The sequence below is a fragment of the Kluyvera genomosp. 2 genome (assembly GCF_036759865.1).
In the GTDB taxonomy this organism is placed as follows: Bacteria; Pseudomonadota; Gammaproteobacteria; order Enterobacterales; family Enterobacteriaceae; genus Kluyvera; species Kluyvera ascorbata_B.
In genome coordinates, this window is record NZ_JAPKIA010000031.1 from 1 (window position 1) to 21,792 (window position 21,792).

The 21,792-nt window shown below is 57.4% G+C and carries 16 protein-coding genes and 1 pseudogene; 8 read left to right on the forward strand and 9 right to left on the reverse strand.

All coding sequences use genetic code 11. From position 1 onward, the window contains the following. Window positions 1-68 precede the first annotated feature (68 nt). From V6942_RS22870 to trpS, 4 genes are all read right to left on the reverse strand, one after another. Window positions 69-1,193, reverse strand: coding sequence for an ABC transporter permease (locus V6942_RS22870; protein WP_333501855.1), 1,125 nt, complete (start codon window positions 1,191-1,193; stop codon window positions 69-71). Then, window positions 1,193-3,922 carry a ribosome-associated ATPase/putative transporter RbbA gene (rbbA, locus tag V6942_RS22875; protein WP_333501856.1) on the reverse strand — a complete coding sequence of 910 codons (2,730 nt, stop codon included), beginning with the start codon at window positions 3,920-3,922 and terminating at the stop codon, window positions 1,193-1,195. Before rbbA ends, V6942_RS22870 begins: the two co-directional genes overlap by 1 nt. Next, window positions 3,919-4,986, reverse strand: coding sequence for an HlyD family secretion protein (locus V6942_RS22880; RefSeq protein ID WP_106930489.1), 1,068 nt, complete (start codon window positions 4,984-4,986; stop codon window positions 3,919-3,921). Before V6942_RS22880 ends, rbbA begins: the two co-directional genes overlap by 4 nt. Before the next feature lie 263 nt (window positions 4,987-5,249). Then, window positions 5,250-6,260, reverse strand: a complete 1,011-nt coding sequence (gene trpS / locus V6942_RS22885) for a tryptophan--tRNA ligase (protein ID WP_182929547.1) — start codon at window positions 6,258-6,260, stop codon at window positions 5,250-5,252. 650 nt (window positions 6,261-6,910) lie between these two features. On the opposite strand from trpS, the gene V6942_RS22890 reads away from it, so the two are divergent. The 7 genes from V6942_RS22890 to V6942_RS22920 all read left to right on the forward strand — a co-directional run bounded on the left by V6942_RS22890 (window position 6,911) and on the right by V6942_RS22920 (window position 15,408). Continuing rightward, window positions 6,911-7,249: a YebF family protein gene (locus V6942_RS22890; protein ID WP_182929546.1), complete on the forward strand. Its 339-nt coding sequence runs from the start codon at window positions 6,911-6,913 to the stop codon at window positions 7,247-7,249. A 95-nt stretch (window positions 7,250-7,344) separates the two neighbouring features. Further along, the gene (locus V6942_RS22895) at window positions 7,345-7,812 is read left to right on the forward strand and encodes a MarR family transcriptional regulator (RefSeq protein ID WP_182929545.1); all 468 of its coding nucleotides are present in this window, start codon (window positions 7,345-7,347) and stop codon (window positions 7,810-7,812) included. A 4-nt stretch (window positions 7,813-7,816) separates the two neighbouring features. Beyond that, a complete protein-coding gene (locus V6942_RS22900) occupies window positions 7,817-8,884 on the forward strand; it encodes an HlyD family secretion protein (RefSeq protein ID WP_182929544.1) in 1,068 nt (355 codons plus the stop codon). After that, the gene (locus tag V6942_RS22905; RefSeq protein WP_182929543.1) at window positions 8,874-9,935 is read left to right on the forward strand and encodes a DUF2955 domain-containing protein; all 1,062 of its coding nucleotides are present in this window, start codon (window positions 8,874-8,876) and stop codon (window positions 9,933-9,935) included. The genes V6942_RS22900 and V6942_RS22905 overlap by 11 nt, the downstream gene beginning before the upstream one ends. A gap of 80 nt (window positions 9,936-10,015) precedes the next feature. Then, window positions 10,016-11,686 carry a hypothetical protein gene (locus tag V6942_RS22910; protein ID WP_333501857.1) on the forward strand — a complete coding sequence of 557 codons (1,671 nt, stop codon included), beginning with the start codon at window positions 10,016-10,018 and terminating at the stop codon, window positions 11,684-11,686. A gap of 237 nt (window positions 11,687-11,923) precedes the next feature. Beyond that, window positions 11,924-14,335 carry a hypothetical protein gene (locus tag V6942_RS22915; RefSeq protein ID WP_333501858.1) on the forward strand — a complete coding sequence of 804 codons (2,412 nt, stop codon included), beginning with the start codon at window positions 11,924-11,926 and terminating at the stop codon, window positions 14,333-14,335. Further along, window positions 14,332-15,408 carry a glycoside hydrolase family 88/105 protein gene (locus V6942_RS22920; protein WP_182929541.1) on the forward strand — a complete coding sequence of 359 codons (1,077 nt, stop codon included), beginning with the start codon at window positions 14,332-14,334 and terminating at the stop codon, window positions 15,406-15,408. The genes V6942_RS22915 and V6942_RS22920 overlap by 4 nt, the downstream gene beginning before the upstream one ends. A gap of 86 nt (window positions 15,409-15,494) precedes the next feature. On the opposite strand, the gene V6942_RS22925 is transcribed toward V6942_RS22920, so the two are convergent. Continuing rightward, window positions 15,495-15,965: a GNAT family N-acetyltransferase gene (locus V6942_RS22925; protein WP_182929540.1), complete on the reverse strand. Its 471-nt coding sequence runs from the start codon at window positions 15,963-15,965 to the stop codon at window positions 15,495-15,497. After that, a complete protein-coding gene (locus V6942_RS22930) occupies window positions 15,962-16,204 on the reverse strand; it encodes a DUF2164 domain-containing protein (protein ID WP_106930469.1) in 243 nt (80 codons plus the stop codon). The genes V6942_RS22925 and V6942_RS22930 overlap by 4 nt, the downstream gene beginning before the upstream one ends. Window positions 16,205-16,408: 204 nt before the next feature. On the opposite strand from V6942_RS22930, the gene V6942_RS22935 reads away from it, so the two are divergent. Further along, window positions 16,409-17,353: a TauD/TfdA family dioxygenase gene (locus tag V6942_RS22935; protein ID WP_333501859.1), complete on the forward strand. Its 945-nt coding sequence runs from the start codon at window positions 16,409-16,411 to the stop codon at window positions 17,351-17,353. Window positions 17,354-17,418: 65 nt separating this feature from the next. On the opposite strand, the gene symE is transcribed toward V6942_RS22935, so the two are convergent. The 3 genes and pseudogenes from symE to V6942_RS22950 all read right to left on the reverse strand — a co-directional run. Next, complete coding sequence (gene symE / locus V6942_RS22940; protein WP_333501860.1) at window positions 17,419-17,757, reverse strand: endoribonuclease SymE; 339 nt, start codon at window positions 17,755-17,757, stop codon at window positions 17,419-17,421. A 223-nt stretch (window positions 17,758-17,980) separates the two neighbouring features. Beyond that, on the reverse strand, window positions 17,981-21,247 hold the full coding sequence (locus tag V6942_RS22945) for a type I restriction endonuclease subunit R (RefSeq protein WP_333501861.1): 3,267 nt from the start codon (window positions 21,245-21,247) through the stop codon (window positions 17,981-17,983). Between the two features lie 94 nt (window positions 21,248-21,341). Beyond that, window positions 21,342-21,792 (reverse strand): annotated as a pseudogene (locus V6942_RS22950) (hypothetical protein); the annotation flags it as partial.

A 21,792-nucleotide genomic window follows, 5' to 3' on the forward strand; every position in this document is an offset into this window, starting at 1 on the left:
TGGGATGCGGCATTGTGGATATTGCCGGATGGCGGCTTCGCCTTATCCGGCCTACGGGCAGAACATATTTATGCCATTTCGCCGATGGTTTTGCGAAAACGCACCAGAGCAACGGTAAAAAATACCCCGCCAATCACTATCAGCGTCAGGAACTGCGGCCAGACGATGGCAAAGTCAGCACCGCGATAGAGAATCGCCTGCGCCAGGCTGACAAAGTGCGTTGTCGGCATCGTTTGCATAATATCCTGCACCACCTGAGGCATACTCTCGCGCGGCGTTGAACCGCCGGACAGCATCTGCAACGGCAGCAGTACAAGGATCATCAGCAGCCCTAACTGCGGCATTGAACGGGCAATCGTCCCCATAAAAATGCCGATCGACGTCGTTGCAAACAGGCTCAGCGCAACCCCCAGCATAAAGAGCGGGATCGAGCCTTCGATCGGCACCTGCAACACGCCCTGCACCATCAGTATCAGCGACAGCCCGGAGACGACCAGAACCACCAATCCCATAGACCAGACCTTGGCGAGCATAATTTCAAACGGCGTCACCGGCATCACCAACAGATGCTCCACCGTTCCATGCTCACGCTCGCGGATCAACGCCGAACCGGTGAGCACAATCGCCAGCATCGTAATGTTGTTGATAATGGCCATGACTGCGCCGAACCGCTCCTGCTCAAGATTAGGGTTAAAGCGCATCCGCACCGCCAGCTCCACCGGCAGCGCACTGCTATCCCGATATCGTGCCACAAAGCTGTTTACCTCGCCGGTCACGATATTCTGGATATAGCTGTTGCCGGTAAATGCCTGACTCATACGCGTCGCATCCACGTTAACCTGTAATTCCGGCTGCCTTCCCGCCAGCACATCACGTTGAAAATTAGGTGGAATATTGATGGCGAAGGTGTAGCGCCCGGCATCCAGTCCCGCGTCCATCTCGTCGGCGGTGATCAGCTCCGGCTCCAGAAACCACGGGCGATAGAAGCTGTTAATAATCCGTGACGAAAGCTGCGACTTGTCCATATCAGCAATCGCAATCGGCGCCAGATGCAGCGAGCCAGGCATCACCGTTGCCGACGAGTAAACCGACACCGTAAACGCAAACACGATCAGCGCCAGCATCGCTTTATCGCCCAGCAGGCTGCGCAGTTCCTTCACGCCGAGGTTATAAATATTGCGTAATCCGCGCATTAACCCTCCTGTTTTTTCAGCAGCCACACGCTCAAACCCAACACCAACGGCACGGCAATCAGCAGCGGAATAAACGACGCCCACAGATCGCTGAGCCCCAGCGCCTTCGAGAAGGTGCCGCGGGCGATGGTCAGAAAGTGGCTGGTCGGGTAAATCTGGCCGATCCAGCGCCCTGGACCTTCCAGCGACGCGACCGGATCGATCATCCCGGAGAACTGCGTGGCCGGGATCAGCGTAATAATGGCGGTACCGAAGATCGCCGCGATCTGGCTCTTCATAAAGGTGGAAATCAACAGCCCAAGCCCGGTGGCGATAGTGACATACAGCAGCGCCGCCAGCGTTAACGTCAGGAAACTGCCCTTATGCGGCACGCCGAAAACAAACACCGACAGCGCGCACAGCAGCAGGAAGTTGAACATGCCCAGTGCGATATACGGTATCTGCTTACCGAGCAGGAATTCGGTGCGGGTCGTCGGCGTGACGTAAAGGTTGATGATGGAACCCAGCTCTTTTTCGCGCACCACGCTTAGGGCGCTGAGCATTGCCGGGATCATCATCAGCAGCAGCGGGATCACTGCCGGTACGATCGCCGGCAGACTCTTCACATCCGGGTTATAGCGGTAGCGCGTCTCTATTGACATTAAAGCGCTATCGCTGGCGGCGCTGGGCTGTCTTCCGGCCATTTCCTGTAGCCATGCCAGGTGCATAGCCTGCACGTATCCGCGCACCGTCTCCGCACGGTTTGGCATGGCCCCATCCACCCATACGCCGATTTGCACCGGTGTACCGCGCGCAATATCGCGGCCAAAGTTGGGGGGGATCTCAATGGCGACCGCCAGCTCGCCATCGCGCATCCGGCGGTCGAGATCGTCGTAGCTGTGCAGCGGCGACTGCTCAATAAAGTAGCGCGATCCGGCAATGTTCTGCGTCCAGCGCTGACTGCTGACGGTTTGATCGCGGTCGAGCACCGCAAAGCGTAAGTCCTCAACGTCCATGCTGATCCCATAGCCCATGATAAACATCAGGATCACCGTTCCGAGCAGGGCCAGCGTCGATCGCACCGGATCGCGGCGCAGCTCCAGCGCTTCGCGGCGGCTATAGCTGAACAGTCGGCGTAAGCTAAACGCCTGGCGCGGTGGTTCGGCGGCGGCTTGCGCCGGGGGCGTCATTGTCCCGGTATCGGGCGTTGGTTCGGCGGCCTCCTTAAGGTAGGCAATAAACGCCTCTTCCAGGCTCGCCGCACCGCGTTTAGCGACCAGCGCCTGCGGCGTATCGCTGGCCAGCACTTTGCCCGCATGCATCAGCGACATGCGGTCGCAGCGCTCGGCTTCGTTCATAAAGTGGGTGGAGATAAAAATGGTGACTTTGTCCTGCCTGGCAAGATCGACCATCAGCTGCCAGAACATGTCACGCGCCACCGGATCGACGCCGGAGGTCGGTTCATCCAGAATCAGCATCTCGGGGCGATGAATCACCGCCACCGCCAGCGATAGACGCTGGCGAATACCCAGTGGCAGCGCGGCAGGCAGGGCATCTTCAACGTCGGTGAGCATAAAGCGCTGGCTCATTTCGGCCACGCGGCCGGGAATTTCCGCGTCGGGGATATGGAACAGCCGGGCGTGTAGCTCCAGGTTCTGACGCACGGTCAGTTCGCTGTACAGCGAAAAGGCCTGCGACATATAGCCGACGCGGCGGCGGGTTTCGATATCCTTCGGATCCACCGGCTGGCCGAATAGCCAGGCTTCTCCTTCGCTGGCGGGTAAGAGGCCGGTCAGCATCTTCATGGTGGTGGATTTACCGCAGCCGTTCGACCCCAGGAAGCCAAAAATCTCGCCGCGGGCAATACGGAAATTGACGTGATCGACCGCGACAAAATCGCCGAAGCGCATGGTCAGCCCGCGAGCTTCAATCGCAATTTCTTCTTCGCTGGCGTCGCGCGGTGGGATAATGACCTGCTGATGTGCGTTGCGCTGGGCTTCCGGCAGCAGGGCGATAAACGCCTGCTCCAGCGTCTGGCTGGCGGTTTGTGTACGCAGTTCTTCCGCACTACCGGTTGCCAGCACCTTCCCGGCGTTCATCGCCACCAGCCAGTCGAAGCGCTCGGCTTCTTCCATATAGGCGGTGGCCACCAGCACGCTCATCTCCGGCTGGCGTGCGCGAATGCTGTCGATAAGTTCCCAAAACTGAGCACGTGAAAGCGGATCGACGCCGGTGGTTGGCTCATCAAGGATCAACAGCTGCGGATCGTGGATTAGCGCGCAGCACAGGCCCAGCTTTTGCTTCATCCCTCCGGAGAGTTTGCCTGCCGGACGGTCGCGGAACGGCGCCAGCCCGGTGCTGTGCAGCAATTCGTCGATGCGTGCTTCGCGCTCGCGCTTATCATGACCGAACAGACGGGCGAAGAAGTCGACGTTTTCGTATACCGAGAGCGTGTGATAAAGGTTTTTGCCCAGTCCCTGTGGCATCCAGGCAATTTTCGGGCAGACATCACGGCGGTGCCGGGCATCACGCATGTCGCCGCCCAGCACCATCACGTTGCCCTCTTCAATCACTCGCGCGCCGGCGATCAGCGACAGCAGGCTGGATTTTCCCACGCCGTCCGGGCCGATCAGCCCCACCATGCAGCGGGAGGGAATGGCCAGCGTAATGTCGTTGAGCGCGACGGTGCTGCCGAAGCGCTGACCGACGTGCTCTAATTGAGCAACCGGGGGATGCGCGTCCTGTCTCATTGCGGCAGCCTCACCATCAGCGTTGCCGGCCAGGGCTGCTGGTTATCCAGCCTGACGTAGGCCATGCCCGGCAGACCGGTTTTAACGTATTCCAGGTGTTCAGCCAGCAGCTCGGGTGGAATGCGCGCTTTTACGCGGAACATAAGTTTGAGCCGTTCGTCGCTGGTTTCCACGGTTTTGGGCGTGAACTGGGCCACGCTCGCGACAAAGCTAATATTGGCGGGAACCACCAGATCCGGCGCGGCATCGAGGATCAGGCGTACTTCACTGCCCACCGCCAGCAGGCCAGCCTGCTCGGTCGGCAGGAAGAAGGTCATGTAGACATCGGAGAGGTCGACCATATTCAGCACCCGTCCACCGGCGGCCAGCACCTCGCCCGGTTCGGCGACGCGATACTGAATGCGGCCGTCGCGCGGGGCTTTCAGCGTGCTGTCATCAATATCGGCCATGATACGTCGTTCGGTGGCCTGAGCGGCTTCCACGCGGGTCTGTGCCTGAATAATGCTGGTTCGCGCGGCTTCAATGGCTGCTTTGGCGGCGGAAACCTGCGCGCGTGCAGACTCGAGCGCGGCGCGTCCGCTTTCGGCGGCGGCTCGGTCATCATCCAACTGCTGGGCTGAAACCGCGCCACGTTGGGATAGCGTGCTGGAGCGGGCGTGGCGTTTCGACGTGGAATCAAGCTCGGCCTGGCGCTGTTTCACCACCGCTTCGCTGGCACGCATTTCGCTTTGTCGCTGGTCGAGCAGGGCTTTTGCGGCAGCGACGGCGCTTTGCGCCTCTTTGATTTGCGCTACGGCCTCCAGCCGTTGTTCGTTCAGAACCCGGGTGTCCATCTTCGCCAGCACCTCGCCCTGGCGGACAAACTGTCCCTCTTTGACCACTATCGTCTCAATGCGACCAGCGGTTTTGGTGGCGATATCCACTTCAGTGGCTTCTATTCTGCCGTTACTGCTGGCGAAACCGTCCGGTAGCCCCGGTGGACGCAGCATCCACCATGAAACGGCGGCGATTGCCACCGCGAAACCGATGATATACCAGGCCCAATGCCGCTTGAATTTGTCCATACGCTACCCGCTCTATTCCCTGTTGCTGAGTGGCGCGCGTTTCATTGTGAAGAGAAGGGAGGAGGCTGTGAAGTGTGCTACTCATGTGGTCATCATCAGCAATCCTGGCCGTAAATGAAACACGCATATATATAGCTACTGTCAATGTCATACTAGCATCGACATTGAGTATGTCCATACTATTAACATGGGCTTGAGAAACGATTAACACGTTTAATCAAAATAAGATGAGGGCACCTGCGGAGGCGATGCCCTCACGGTGCTCAGAACAAAATGGGCAGCCCCAGGCCGCGTTTCACCGCATGCAGCGTTCGCTGTGTGACTTCATGCGCCCGCTCGCTGCCCTGGCGTAGCTGCTCCAGCAGCATCGCTTTATCCTGAATGAAGGTCGCACGACGTTCGCGGATCGGGGCCAGTAGCGTCTGTAGGCAGGCTTCCAGCTCGTTTTTACACTGCCTGTCGCCCAGCCCACCACGCTGGTAATGCGCCTTCATGCTGGCGACCAGCGCTTTATCGGGATGGAAGGCATCAAGATAGGTAAAGACCACGTTCCCCTCAATTTGCCCCGGGTCGGCAACGCGCAGGTGGTTGGGATCGGTAAACATGGCGCTGACCGCGTGATGGATTTCCGCTTCGCTGGCGGAAAGCGTCAGCGTATTGCCGAGTGATTTCGACATTTTTGCGCCGCCGTCGATACCCGGCAGGCGGCTCACTTCGCTGAGCAGCGCCTTACAGTGACGCAGCACCGGTTCGGCGGTCAGGCTATTCATTTTGTGCACGATTTCGTTGGTCTGCTCGATCATCGGCAGCTGATCGTCGCCGACCGGCACCAGATCTGCGTTGAAGGCGGTGATGTCGGCCGCCTGGCTGATGGGGTAGGCCATAAAGCCTACCGGCAGCGCGCGCGAAAAGCCCTTCTGTGCAATTTCATTTTTCACGGTCGGGTTGCGCTCTACCCGGGCGACGGTGACGATATTCATGTACAACGCGGTCAGTTCAGCCAGCGCGGGCAGCGCCGATTGCAGGCACACGGTGGTGAGCTGGGGATCAATACCCACCGCCAGATAGTCGGCCATAACTTCCAGAATATGATGGCTGATTTTCTGCGGGTTGCTGCCGTTATCGGTCAGCCCTTGTAAATCTGCGATCAAAATGAACTGTTGATATTGATGCTGAAGCTGCACACGCTGGCGTAAAGAGCCGACATAGTGCCCCAGGTGCAGCTGGCCGGTAGGACGGTCGCCGGTAAGCAGAATATGTGAGGTGTTGTTCATCAGTTGCTCCGTTTAAAACATTGAGCCGAAAGACGCACTGAGAAACAACAAAGCCGCCTTTCGGCGGCTTTGAAAAGATAACGTAACCCGAGCCGCCTGTCAGAAAGGCAGCCACCAACGGTTTGAGCGGGTAACGGTCACATTTGTGTTCATCCTTTTATCCTGCCACCAAACTGACCCGCCTGTCTACCCCTGGCGGATTTTCTGGAAGGGGTATCTAAAAATGGATTAATAACCAATATATATTACCAAAAAATAAAGAGATTATTATTATCTGCAAATATGATGACGTATTGGACGTCATCTTTTATTTGTACTTAATATCAAGAATGATACGAATACTCAAAAAGACTCACATTTATCATTCCGTAAATGCGAATTGTGAAGCCGCGCTCATCTGATTTAAACTGGTATGCGTTGTAACAATAACGCATTTATTGTGTTGTAAAATAACAAAATTAGAGCAAAGGATTAACGCTGGTACGCATAATGACGGGCAACTCATCTTTTTGATTAGGTGATTGATTCGATATTTACGAAACAATACCAATACATTGCTTTACTTGTTTTTATTTATTTTTAGAATGGTCTTGGTTCCCGTGATTATTTAACCCAATACACCTACCTTCAGCATGAAAAAAACATTATTAGTGACTGCACTATTTTGTAGCCTGCTGACCGCGGGCATCACCGTTATATTTATTGTTAACGACGTTTTCCCTGACACCGCTTCCGTGTGCCGCCTCGATTTTTCCCGCAAAGCGCTTTTACGCGTTAAAGAGGATTACCTGCGCGGCCGCTTTCCCCACTGGTATCGAGAAAAAAGTACGCTCGGTACGCTCACGCCTGAGCTGATCTTCGGCGAAGTCACCATTGAAGATGACGAGTATCGCGTGCCGTTCGTGGCCAAAGGACCGCTGGCAAAGCTGGCGCGTATTGGTTTTGTCGACTGCGAAACGATGGACGTTGAGTACATCGCCGGAAAGTAGGGCCATTTTACAATCCATGCGGTTTACGCCTTTCGTTCCTTGATACTTACCATGGTAAGTATTATCGTACATCGACGAAACGAACGGAGACTGCCATGACTGAAGAAGAGCGCTTTGCCCGCCGCCCGATGGGGATGCGGATGGCGATGGTCGTGCGCCAGTGGCGTTCGATTATCGATCATGCCATCACCGATACCGGCCTGACCCAGTCAAGCTGGACGGTGCTGATGCAGCTGCTCCAGCTTGGCGATAATGTCTCTGTGAGCGAGCTGGCGGAAGTGCAGGGTATTGAACTGCCGCCGCTAATGCGCACGCTGACGTTACTTGAGCAACAGGGCTACCTGCTGCGCACCGTCTCGCCGTACGACAAACGCATTCGCCTGCTGACGCTCACCGACGAAGGTCGGTCAGTGCTCCAGACGCTAAACCAGGTGATTGAAGTCTTCCAGGCCCGCGTGTCCACCGGTATTCCTGCCGCCGACATCGTGAAGTTTAGCGACACTTTGAATCAAATAGCCTGCAATCTGCGGAATATCCGCGAAGAAAATAATAAAATCGATTAACACCATGATGACGCCAGAACAGAAGTTTGCCCGCTGGGTAAGGGTGAGTATTGCCTCTTTCCTGCTCATGTTTGCCTATTTTATCGTTGCCGATATCTGGATCCCGCTGACGCCGGACTCCACGGTGATGCGCGTGGTGACGCCCGTTTCGTCACGCGTTTCCGGCTACGTCTCGCAGGTTTATGTGCACAATAATAGCGCGGTGAAAAAGGGCGATCTGCTGTATGAGCTGGACCCGACGCCGTTCCAGAATAAAGTGGATTCCGCCGCGCTAGCGCTGGCTCAGGCGAAGCTGAGCAACCAGCAGCTGGATGCGCAGATTGCTGCCGCCGAGGCCAACCTGAAAACCGCGCAGCTGACCGCGCGTAACGATCGGGTGACCTACGATCGCTACCAAAGCCTGAGCCGCATGCAGAATGTCTCTCAGGCGGATCTTGATAAAGTGCGCACCACCTGGCAGACCAGCGAGCAGTCGGTGAGCGCGCTGCGTGCCTCCATTCACAACCTGCAAATTCAGCGCGGCGAGCGCGATGATGGACATAACGTCACGCTTCGGCAGTACCAGACGGCGCTGCGGGAAGCGCAGCTCAACCTCGACTGGACCAAAATCCGCGCTGAAGCGGACGGTACCGTCAGTAACCTCCAGCTCAGCCCAGGCCTTTATGCCTCGGCGGGCAGCGCGGTGATGGCGGTGGTCAACCAGAAAACCGACATCGTGGCCGACTTCCGCGAAAAAAGCCTGCGCCATACGCGCCAGGGAACGGATGCGGCGGTGGTGTTTGATGCCTTACCGGGCCAGGTTTTCCGGGCGCGGGTGACCAGCAGCGACGCCGGGATCCTCGCCGGTCAGGAAGCGGTGAACGGCGAGCTATCGCAGCCTGAGCAGTCCACCCGCTGGGTGCGCGACGCGCAGCGTATGCGCATTCACGTGGCGCTGGACGCGCCGCTGGAAAAAACGTTGCCGACCGGCGCGCGCGCCACCGTCCAGCTGTACAACAGCGAAGGCACATTTGCCCGTTTCTTCTCCGGCCTGCAAATCCATCTTGTCAGCTGGCTGCATTATGTCTATTAACACCCTCGCGCAGGTCTTTACCCCTCACGGTAATATCGTCTATACGGCGAACGATTTCCGTCAGACCTTGCGCATTTCTTTTGCCGGGATGTTGGCGCTGAGTATTTCGAGCTTCTTTGATACCCAGTACGGCGTTTTCTATGTGGTTTATCCGCTGCTGCTTACTGCGCTGGTGCCGGTGTTCAACCGTCACGTCGCCAAACAGTTTATCTTCAGCGCCTCGCTAAACTGCATCGAAATGGTGCTGATCATCGGCTATTTAAGCCAATGGCCGGTGATTATGACGGCCGTTGTGTTCGCGCTGTACGTGATGCGTTTTCGCTTTATGAGTAAAGGGCCGCTGTTCTTGTTTGGCTCGATGGGCGTGGTGTGCCAAAGCGTGATGCTCAACTTTATGAGCTACCCGACGGCTAACTGGCACACGCTGTTATTTTCCAACGTTGAGGCGAGCGTGATGGCGGTGGCGCTGAGTGCGTTAATGCACTACCTGATCCCGGACGCAGAACCGCGCAAGCCGCCGCCGCTGATTGAAAAAGACGCCGCGCGGGTGCGCCATGAATCGCTGCTCTCCGGCAGCGTGGCGACGATTATCTTTATCGTCTTCCAGGTCAGCGACCTGAGCGACTCGCTGTCGGCGCTGATGGCGGGGATCTTGATCCTCTTCCCGATGCACTATCGCGGCGCGGTGATCAGCTCCATCTGGCGCGTGGTCGGCGTGGTGCTGGCCTGCCTGTACATTCTGGTGGTGCAGCTGATCCTCTACGATCACAGCAGCCATATGCTGCTGATGATGCCGCTGATCGGCCTGGGGCTGGCCTTCAGCGCGCGGCTGCACGTGATGGAGAAGGTGGGCGCCGGCGTCGGTTTTGCCAGTATCACCACCATTGGCATTATGTTCGGCCAGAATCTCCAGCCGGATGGCGACCTGGTGTTCAGCGACCTGTATCGCGCTACGTCGGTGACGATTTCCCTGCTGGCGACGCTGACGATGGTGTTTATTCTGCACCGGCTGCTCAACTGTTTCGCCCCAACGCGCTTTATTGTGAAGTAGCGCACTTCCAGACGCTGATTGTTTGCCCTCATCTGTGCTTACAATAATCCCTCGCCGCGGTGGCGTGAGGGAGAAAGACGATGTGGAAGACGCGTGCGCTGGAACTGAACAACCAAGAGTTCTGGAACTGGGACAAGGCCTGCGAGCTGGTGCAGTGGGCGTCCCGCCATCAGTTTAATACCGTGATTGTCGGGCAGGTCGATCTGTTCGACAAGCTGGTCTCGCCGAAGGGCTACACGCCGCACCAGTACAACGATCGTCTCTCCAGCCAGCAGCGCGCCCGCTGCGTTTACCTCAACCGTCTTGCCGGTTATTGCCACAAGCAGGGGCTGCGTTTCTATCTCCAGGCGAAAGAGCTCAGTTTCCCGGCCGACCTGCTGGCGGCACACCCGCAGCTGATTGATAAAGACGGCAGCATCCGCTTTGACGTCGAGTTCTGGTGCCAGTATCTGGCGGATAAACTCACGCTGCTGTGCCAGCAAATCCCCGCCATGAGCGGCCTGCTGGTGGCGCTCTCTAATACCGACGGCCTGCTGCCGATCTCCCGTCCCAACTGGGAGCTGACCGGGCAGGACGACCCGTCGCCGCATATCGACCCGCGCAGCTTGTCCCGCTACACCCAATGCTTCAGCGCCATGGCGCGGGCGGTGATGCGTGAAAATAAACACCTGGTGCTGCGTGCCTTTCCGGCGGGCAACCACGATATCAGCAACGTGATGGAAGCCATTCGCACGCTGCCGGAGTGCGTGTCTGTCTCCATCAAGCTGACGCCGGAGCGCTTCTGGCCGACCTTCCCCAATAATCCCGCCCTGCTTGACGTTGAAGATCGCGACGTCTGGGTCGAACTGGACCTGGTCGGGGAAGAGGTAGGCTGGGGCGTGCTGCCGTTCCCGCGCATCGACGAACTGCAGGGGCGCTTGTTGTGGTGTCGCGGTAACGCCACCATCAACGGCGCGGTGTGCAAAACGAGCTGGGAAGGAGTCGACAACCACTGGGTTATCGGCACGCTGAGCGAATGTAACCTGGTTGCCTGCAGCCAGATATTGTCGCGGGAACATGAACATCTCACGCACGCGGCGCTGCTGACCCACTGGCTGGATGAGTGCTACGGCTGGCGTCCTGATCCGGCGGCGTTTGCGGAGTTTCAATCGCTGCTAGGCCAGGCAAGCCAGGTGCTGTATCAGGCCATTTACGTGCGCGACCACGTCTTTCATCGTCACAGCCAGGTGCCGGAAAGCTACGGCCAGGCGGTGTGGAGCCTGTATGGTCAGCTCAACCGCAACCACTGGCTGCCGGGTTCGGAGCGCGATATTTTCTTTAGCGCCAGCGATGTCGCCACCTCTGCCCGTAACCTGTCGCTGATTGCCGAAGAAAAAGACGGTGCTTACCAGGCGGCGCTAACGCTGGGCGAACAGGCGCTGGCGTTTGCCGAACGCGCCGCGTTTCCGTTCTCACTGCACCGGCGCTGGCAGGAAGAGTGGCAGGGTTTTGCGCTCTACTGTCTGCTGTTCCGCCACGCGCAAAAAGCCTTCTTCACCCTCCACTTCGCCCGGCTGGTGGAAAACAGCTGGAGCATGCGCGAGATTTGCCAGGTGAATATTCAGGAGCTTTACCGCTGCGCGGCGGAAATGACCAGCTTCTGCGAGCAGCACGCGGACGCCTCGCCGGGGCTGCACGTGCTGTTTGACCCGACCCGCGTGCGGATGCTGGCCGACAGCCTGAGCCACGAGCTGACGCAATTGAAAGGGTAAAATGTGACAGAGATCGCGGCTGACCGTTCTGTGGTTACCGGGAAACGTGAGTTTTCCCGGCCTGTGTAGCGCGTTGGGCGTTTTCGATGTGATGTCTATCACGTTTTATTCTCTCGTCAGGGCGAGATTGTGAATGGCCAGGCAGTTCCGCGTATCGGCGCAACCCCGCGCGTAGCGTGCCTCACCTCGTTTCCCGAAAATAGCGGTTAATGACTATCGGCTATTGAGGAAAGTACTATGAGGTTGGTTGCGGGCGGGGCGCTGACGCACTTTACGGTTTCATCGCCGCACAATACGCGGTTTGCCGAATTTTTCACCGGCGAAGCCATGGATGAACCGATGGACTATCCGTTCGCCAACGGCAAAGGCCCGGCGCAGGAATCCTTCTGTCGGCGTATTTTCCGCCGGGATGCTGCCGGGCGTGCGGTCAACCCGGAACATGCGCTACCGGCGGCGGCCGTCACCTGGACCGGCGACAGCGATACGGTAACGTTCTCCGGCGTACAAAACGTCGCCACCCACAGCCAGCGCTGGCTGCGTGTGACCTTACATGCGCCCGCAGCAGGGCGGTACCCCTTCCAGATTGCCACCTGCGGCGGCGTACGTCTCTGGGTCGACGGCGAGCAGGCCGTCTGCTTTACGCCGTTTACCCGCAATACGCTGCAAACGCTGCCGGTTGACATTGCCCTTCAGCAGGGGGAGAACGCGCTGCTGATTCACCTTGATGAGCTGTTTGAACGCGACACCGTGTTTGCGCTGCGGATGATTTACCTTGGCGAAACGCCGCTGGAAGCCACGCTGCCGCAGATGAACGGCGAAGCGCTGGCCGCCGTTCAGCGGTTTATGGACGCGTTGCCCGCGACGATCGTGGCTCAGCGCCAGCGTCTGACGCTAAGCGGCCTGACGGCGAATACGCTGCATCTGGGCGGCGCGATCCACAGCCTCGGCAACGACGTTATCGCCACCTGTCCGCTGGATTTTGGCACCGTCGTGGTCGACGACGGGAAGCTGACGCTCGCGCTGCCGGAGCGCGTTGGGATGGGGCGTTACCGTCTTGAACTGACCGCCAGCCTGAACGACGTGACGATGAGCCGCAGCCTGAGCCTGACCGTGCTGCCCGACGCCACGCTGCCCGGCGGCGAAGGCGTGCTGGAAACCCGCAAACGCGCGGCGCTGAGCTTTATTGCTGAACACGGCGTGCCGCGCACCGGCCGCCTGCTGGCGATGCTGCACGTCGGCCAAAACGGCCCGCAGGCGCAGGAACTGCTGATTAGCACGCTCCAGCGCATCAGCGCGCGGCAGGACTGTTCGGACTTCTCCATGGTACCGCTGCTGTGGATCTGGCACGACTTCCACGGCGAGCATTTCCCGGCCGCGTTATGGAAGCGTGTGCGCTCGGCGATTGTCGGCTACCGCTACTGGTATGACGAACTGGGCAACGATGTGATGTGGTTCTGGAGCGAGAATCACGCGCTGTGCTTCCACACCGCCCAGTACCTTGCCGGGCAAATGTTCCCGGAGGAACGCTTTATTGCCTCTGGCCGCACTGGCCGCGAACAGCAGGCGGTGGCCGCTCAACGCCTGAACGGCTGGTTTGATACCATCGAGCAGCAAGGCTTTGTCGAGTGGAATTCCGCGCCCTATTACCCGGTGGACGACATCGGCCTGTTCGCGCTTTATCAGCTGGCTGACGACCCTGCACTGCGCCAGCGTGCACGGCATCTGATTGACCGCCTGATGCGCATGAGCGCGCTGCACTATCAGTCCGGGATTGCCGCAGGCACCATGGGCCGCGTCTATGAAAAAGAGCTGCTGGCCAGCCAGATGTCCGAGCTTTCCGCCTTCGGCCACGTGGCCTGGGGCGGTGGGCACGTTAACCGCAAGTGTGCCTCGCTGCCGTTCTTCTGCCTGAGCGACTATGCGCCGCCGGCGGAGTCTGCGCAGTACGCCCGCCTATCTCACGGCGAGCTCAGCGCCCACTACGTGTGCGGCGGTGGCAAGATTGTGGCGTGGAAGCAGCCCGCGGTGATGCTTTCCAGCTGCGTCGATCACCACACCGGCGAACGCGGTCATCAGCAGCATCTGGTGGATGTGCAGTTTGCCACGCGTCCCGAGGCGCGGCTGTGGGTGAACCACCCGGGTGACGTGGCACCGGGCAGCGAAGCGCGTCCCTCCTTCTGGGCGGGCAACGGCGTGCTGCCGCGCGTGATGCAGGTGGAAAATCAGGCGATGCTGCTGTGGCAGCTCGACAAGCAGGAGTCGCTGGGCTGGACGCACCTGCATCTTCACGCCGAAGCCTTTGATGAAGTGCGCCCGCTGGCGCAGGGCGTGGTGGTGCGGGCGGGCAACGCGTTTGCCGCCGTGCTGTGCTCGCAGCCGCTCACCGTCAACGGCGATGAAGTGCGCGCCGAAGGCCGCCGCGTGGCGTGGTGGCTGGAAGTGGGCGAAGGGGATTTTAGCGCCTTCTGCCAGCGCGTTCAGACGCTGCGCATTGAACATCAAGGCGACGTCGCGCGGGTGATGGATAGCCAGCACACGCTGATGCAGCTCGACGGGCAGGGCAACTGCCAGCGCAACGGCAAGGCCGCCGTGTTTCCGACGCTGGTGGGCAATGAAATTCAGGTCACGGTGTCAGGAGACATGCAATGAACAACGCAGCATTAAACGGCCTGCTGGAGCAGGTGGTTCAGGGCTTCTGCCGCCTGAAAAATATGGGTGAAGTCGGCACCCGCGACGGTGAAGGTTTTGCCATCCACTTCGAAGAGTGGGAATGGGAAGTGGGCGTCGGCCTGTACGGCTTCTGGCAGTATGCGCGCCAGCAGAATGATGCTCGCCTCCAGCAGTCGATCCTCACCTGGTATGAAGATCAGCTGGCGAAAGGGCTGCCGGAAATCCAGATCAACACCACCGCGCCGATGATCACGCTGGCGCTGGTGGCCGGGCACACCGGGCGTGACGATCTGCTGACGGTGGTGAACGACTGGGCCGACGCGCTGCTGCGCACGCTGCCGAAAACCGAAGAGGGCGGCTTCCAGCACGTGGTGAAAGAGCAGCCGAACACTGGTCATCTGTGGGACGACACGCTGTTTATGACCTGCCTGTTCCTCGGTACCGCGGGCGTGGTGCTTAAGCGCAAAGACCTGATCGACGAAGCCTCGTACCAGTTCCTGCTACACACCCGCTACCTGTGTGAACCGGCGAGCGGCCTGTGGTACCACGGCTGGACGTTTGTCGGTAAACATCACTTCTCCGAAGCGTTCTGGGGGCGCGGTAACGCGTGGATCACCGTGGCGATCCCGGAATTTATCGCCCTGCTCGGCGACAGCCTCGACGCCAGCGTGAAGCGCTATCTCGCGGTGGTGGTCGCGCGTCAGGTGAATACGCTCTGCGAGCTTCAGGCCGACAACGGCATGTGGCACACGCTGCTCGACGATCCTTTATCGCCGCAAGAATCTTCCGCTACCGCCGGGATCGCCTACGGTATGCTGCGCGGCGTCAGAATGGGGATCCTCGACGAGAAGGTGGCCGATCACGCGATGCGCGCCTGGCATGCGCTGCGCGACAGGATCGACGATGGGATCTTACTGGAAGCGTCAAAAGGGACGATGGTCGGGCCGGACCTGCAATATTACTGCGATATCGCCATGGCCCCCGTACCGTACGCCCAGGCGCTGATGATGCTGCTATTGCTGGAACTTCAACAGGAGAAATGGTGCCGCTAATTGCCTGATGGCGCTGCGCTTATCAGGCTTACGCCGCGGTTTTGTAGGCCGGGTAAGGCGCAGCCGCCACCCGGCACCTTTCCGGGCTACGGGTTCAATTCGCGGGTATAAACCCGCGAGGACTCACCCCACGGGTGATATCCCAGCCCGTTGAACGCAAATCCTGTTTTCTCGTAAAACCCGTCGATATCGGTACACAGATGCAGCTGCGTAAAGCCAAGCTCTTTTGTGTGCCGGGCGATATGCTCAATCAACCGGCGGGCCAACCCCTGCTGACGATAATCCGGCTCAATGTACAGCGCGCACAGCCACGGATACAGTTCGCAGCGGCTGATAAAATCGTTAGCAATCAACCCCGCGCAGCCAATGATCCGATCGCCGTCCTGCAACCAGTACCACTGCGGCAGCGGGTTTTTCGCCCCCGGCGTGCGGCGCAGCGCATCGTCGTAAACCATCATCGATGCTTCCGACGCCCACTGCTGCTGGAAATAGGCGATAACCGCCGCCATCTGCTCGGGATGGTCGCGTAAAGAACGAATAACGTACGGTGAACTCATAGAATTTTCTTCAGATCCATCTCTTCCTGAATGCGCTCGCTCCACGCAAAGTGGGTGCGAATCGCCTCATCAATCCCGGCGTTATAAAAGGCCGGCCCCAGATTTTCGATAATAAAATCGATAAAGAACTCCGCATCGAACTGCTCCAGCTCGAGGTCGAACTGTTTGGCGCAGTAGTCGGTCAGCCGATCGCGCAGCTTCTCGCGCTCGGCGGGGGTAAGGGTGATTTCCGTGGTCATAGCGACTCCTGTCGGCAAAGAAACGGTAGGCCTGATAAGGCGAAGCCGCCATCAGGCACAACGGTGAGCATCGCCGGATGGCGGCTTCGCCTTATCCGGCCTACATAATCCCATCCGGCAGCTATCAATATCACAAAGTCGACTTTGTGACCCGGTGGAATATTTCTATATTCGGGTTTCTGACGATATTAAAGGGGCGCCATCATGACTGCTGTGAACACTGCTGATACTGATTTTCCTTTATTAAACCTTCGCCGCGTGGCGGGCAATATCGGCGCGGAAATCCGCGATATCCGTCTTTCCGCCGGTCTGGATACGGACACTTTCGCCCAGCTGGAGGCGGCGCTGGTTAAATACAAAGTGCTGTTCTTCCGCCAGCAGGCGCATCTGACCGACGCCGAGCATCAGGCCTTCGGCGCGCGCTTCGGCAAGATTGTCGCCCATCCCACCGTCCCTGCGCCGGAAGGCACTAAACTGTTCGAACTCGACGCCTCGAAAGGCGGCGGCCGCGCCGACTCCTGGCACACTGACGTCACCTTCGTTGACGCCTTCCCGAAAATTTCTATCCTGCGCGGCGTCACCATCCCGGAATACGGCGGCGACACCGTGTGGGCCAACACCGCCCGCGCCTACGAACAGTTGCCGGAGACGCTCAAGCGCTTCGTCGACACCCTGCGCGCGGTGCACAGCAACGACTATGACTACGGTGCCGAACGCGTTGTCGTGGAAAGCCACCGCCTGGCGCATCACCAGAAAGTGTTCGTCTCTTCGGTATGGGAAGCCGAGCACCCGGTGGTGCACGTCCACCCGGTCAGCGGCGAACGCGCGTTGTTACTCGGGCACTTTGTCAAACGGCTGGTGGGCTTCAGTTCGAGGGAGTCCGCACAATTATTCGAGCTGCTGCAAAACCGCATCACCCGCCTCGACAACACCGTGCGCTGGCAGTGGCAGCAGGGCGACGTGGTGATTTGGGATAACCGCAGCACCCAACACTACGCGGTCAACGACTACGGCACCCAGCCGCGCGTGGTGCGCCGGGTGACGGTGGAAGGGGAGATTGCCGTTGGGGTGGATGGGAGCAAAAGCCGCACGGTTTCACGACCGCAGGATGCGGCGAATGGGGAAGGTGCGGTGGAAAAAGTATCGTAAAATTGTAGGCCGGGTAAGCGCAGCGCCACCCGGCAATAACATGCGCTCAATCGCGCAAACTGACCTTACGCCTCCCGTCTGCGAGGCTTACTCGAAATCACTCCAATAAACTCCTGCACCTGCTTCTGCTTACGCGCCGACAGCTTGCTCACCTGCCGCAAAGACTGCACCAGCGCAGGCTCCTGCGGCTTTGCCGTGAGCACAATACAGCCGTTCATCACCTTCACGTCGACTTCTGTACCGGTGGTAAAACCGGCGGCTTCCAGCCACTGGCCCTTTATGGTGAGGGCGGGGATGCGGGTATAATCCGGATAACGGCTCGCATAACTCACGGTCAGGTGACGGTTATTTGTTGGGGAGACTTCTGGATCGCACGGATCTGCAATAGAATGGACGATAGTCATAATGGCTATTCCTTGAAAATAGTGATTGTGATGAGCGAGGCGCTCGTGTTCCCGCACGGGCGTCTTGCGATAAAAAACACCTGTAAATCTACCCAGTAAATAAAAATAAAGCCAGCTGAAAATAGACAAAAATAAAGACGTTACTGGAAATATTGATGGGGTGATTAAATTGATGGGAAATATAAATCAGGCCGGATAAACACAGCATCATCCAGCCATAAAATTAATACACTGTATTAATATGGTGCTGCTTAAAATTCTCCGCCTGCGCCAGCACGCCCATATACACATCGTCATTCGCCACTGGCGGGAACTTGTGTTTATGCAGCAGCAGAATCAGCTCTACCTTCAGTTTCGCTTTAATATCATCACGCTTGCTCCAGTCGGGGTACTTCGACGTGTTATCGACTACCGCCTTCATCTCTTTCGCCAGCGCCAGCATCTTGTCTTCTTCGTAGGTGAACTGATACTTATCGCGCATATGCGCCAGAATGTCGTAGAAGGCTTTCTCTTCAATATCAATCCCCATCTCGGCATAGGTGCCCATTTCGGTTTTAATATCGTAGATAATATCGGTCATCTCCTGGCTGAAGGTATCAAACTCTTCACCGTTGAGGACGTCATCTTCCCGGCGCTCGTTATATTTATCCATAATGGACTGGAAACGACGGGTGAAATTGATCCCCTGAAGCTGGTTGATCTGTTTAAAGTCGCTGATGGCTTTTTCCAGCAGCTTTTGCAGCAGCTGGATTTTGGTGGCCGGCAGTTTGATCTTATTAATGCGCGCCAGATAATCGTCGTCGAAAATATCGATCGACTCCGCTTTCTTGTCGCCAAGGAAAAACAGCTCTTCCACGCCGTCGGCTTTCAGCGCCTCGGCGATCATCTCGCGCACGCGGGCGTTCATCTGCGTGACGTCCGGCGCATCGCCTTTGGTCAGCTTGAAGACGATAGAGCGCACGGCAATATAGAAATGGATATGGTCGCGCTCGGTCTGCGACAGCGCCTCGCTGCCGCAGCAAACGTCATACGCCGCTTTCAGACGCTTCACCAGCCCCATAAAGCGGCGCTCCAGCTTCTGGGTGCGCATCACAAATTCTGCCGCGTTGTTCAGGCACGCCAGCTGCGCCTGCGGCTCGCCGCTGAAATAAGCCCGGCTTTCGAAATCGTGGAACACCTGCGCCAGCAAATCGAGATGGTTTTTCACCTCAATCACCGATTGCTGAATATCTTCAAAGTTGGTGGCATCAATGCGCGAATACATCGCCAGCGCCTGGTTCATCTGGCGCTTAATGCCGATATAGTCAACGACCAGCCCTTTGCTTTTGCCTTCCAGCTTGCGGTTCACGCGGGAGATGGTCTGGATCAGGTTATGCTTTTGCAATGGCTTATCGATATAAATGGTGTCCAGCTCCGGCACGTCAAAACCGGTCAGCCACATGTCCACCACGATGGCGATTTTGAAATTCGACTTTGCGTTTTTGAACTGTTTATCCAGTTCTTTGCGGTACTCTTTACTGCCCAGCAGATCGTACAGTTTGCCGTCGTCATCTTTGCCGCGCGTCATCACCATCTTCACCATCTCAGAAGGCGGCAGCTCTTTTTCCTCTTGCTCCGTCAGCTCAACCCCATCCGGGGCCTGCTTCACCTCAAACCATGCCGGACGAAAGTCTTTCAGCTGACGATAGAAATCCCAGGCAATTTCGCGGCTGGCGCAGACAAACATCGCTTTGCCTTTCACCGTTGAGCCTTCGGCGACACGCTTTTCATAGTGTTTCGCGAAGTCTTCCGCCAGCGCTTTCAGGCGGTCTTCATCGCCAAGAATAGCGTTCATAGTGGCGCTGGCTTTTTTGCTCTCGTCGATTTGCCACTCGTTGGTGCCCGCGTCAGCGCACTCTGCGTAGTACTTTTCCACCTCTTCCAGCTTGCGGGCATCGAGGATGACCTTTGCCGCGCGGCCTTCGTAGACGATGCGCACGGTGATCTCATCCTGTACGGATTCGGTCATGGTGTAACTGTCGACGATATTGCCAAAGACCTCCATCGTGGCGTCGATAGGCGTGCCGGTAAAACCGACGTAGGTAGCCTGTGGCAGCGAGTCGTGCAGATATTTGGCGAAGCCGAAGGTTTTGCGTACCTTGCCGCTCTCTTTATCGACGATCACTTTCTGATCGAGGTTGACCTGGCTGCGGTGCGCTTCGTCGGAAATACAGATGATATTGCTGCGCTCGGAGAGCAGTTCAGTGTCTTCGGTAAATTTATGGATGGTGGTCAGGAAGACGCCGCCGCTGTTGCGACCGGCCAGTTTCTCCCGCAGATCCTCACGGCTGGTGACGGGCACCACGGTGTCGTCGCCAATATAGTTCTTGGCATTGCACATCTGCGCCGAGAGTTGATCGTCCAGATCGGTGCGGTCGGTGATCAGCACGATCGTCGGGCTGGCGAACTCGACGCTTTTCATCAGCAGGCGGGTTAAGAACTGCATGGTGTAGCTCTTGCCACAGCCGGTCGCGCCAAAGTAGGTGCCGCCCTTGCCGTCGCCGAAAGGCTTACGCGCCCGTTCGATGCTGTAGTACAGCTTGCGCGCCGCATAGTACTGCGGGTAGCGGCAGCAGATTTTCACTTCATGTTTGGCTTTATCCGGAAAGCAGATAAAGTTTTTGATCACGTCCAGCAGGCGGACCGGGTTAAACAGCCCCTGAATCATCGAGTGCAGGGACGGGATGCCGTCCTGCTCGCGGTTTTCATTGCCGGTGACTTTGCGCCAGGAGTAGAAATACTCGTACGGCGCAAACAGGTTACCCATGCGGTTATTGACGCCGTCGCTGATAATGCACAGCGCGTTATAGACAAACAGCTGCGGAATATCGCGACGATAGCGGGTGCAGAGTTGTTTATACGCATCGCCAATATTGGCTTCCTGCTCGCGCACCGCGCTTTTAAATTCGAATACCACTAACGGCAGGCCGTTGATATACAGGATGGCGTCCGGAATGCGCGGCTGGTTTTCTTTGCCGGTGATGGTCAACTGATTGACGATTTTTACCCGGTTCAGCGGCTGGGTAAGATGATAACTTGCCAGCGTTTCCGCGGCCTGTTGCAGCGGAACCTCTTCGGTATCGAACAGTTCGCGCAGCGCGGCGGGCAGGTGCCGGGTGTCGAGTAGTTCGATATAGAGATCTTTCTGCTGGCGATCGTCGCGTTTAAACAAGAAACCGTTGGCCAGCCAGGTGCAGAAGGTTTTATTGCTTTCGTAGAGATCGGAAGCGGGCAGGGTGGTGAACTGCTTGATCAGCCGCTGGATCTCTTCTTCGGTGATGCCGTCGGTCTGATAGCGCGCGGCGAGGTAGTGGCGAAGATCGTCTTCGATAATCACTTGATCGAGGCTGGAACGCGGCACATTGTCGCCGATCAGGTGCTGATAGCCCTGATCCTGTAACAGTTCAATTATCGCCTGTTCTAACTTCGCTTCACTGAATGAGAGATGCATATCCCGCTCCGGCCCTGGCTGGTTTTCTGGTAAGGGTTCCTGTAACAGAGAAAACCTTAACAGAAAGCCCCTGATTTTTCAGGGGCAAAATGCGTTATGCGGGTTCGGTTTGAGCTACTAAGTTTGGCAGATCCTCCAGGGACAGCTCGCCGGAGATGAGTTTGGGGAGCAGGGTGTCGCGGAGGACTGTTAAATCGTATGTATTTCGATTGTTGAAACTTATTCTTTTAAAAATGATATCTGTTGATATTTTATATTGATGCAATATATCAGCATCAGGTAAAAGAACGGGGATTTTTCTTATAATCTTAGAGTTGACAGCCGTTGCAATAGAGGATGTACTTCCTAAAGTATTGTAATCAAAATGCTGTAAGTATGAATACAGATACTCTTTGTTGACCCCATGCATCATATTATAAAAATGGGCAATGGCCTCATTGGTGGTTAATATACTCTCTGCTATCGCTATTCGGCCAATAGTCAGTTTGAAGCTTAAGGAAGGTGCGAATAAGCAGGTCATTTCTTCCCAAGCTGACTCGCTGATT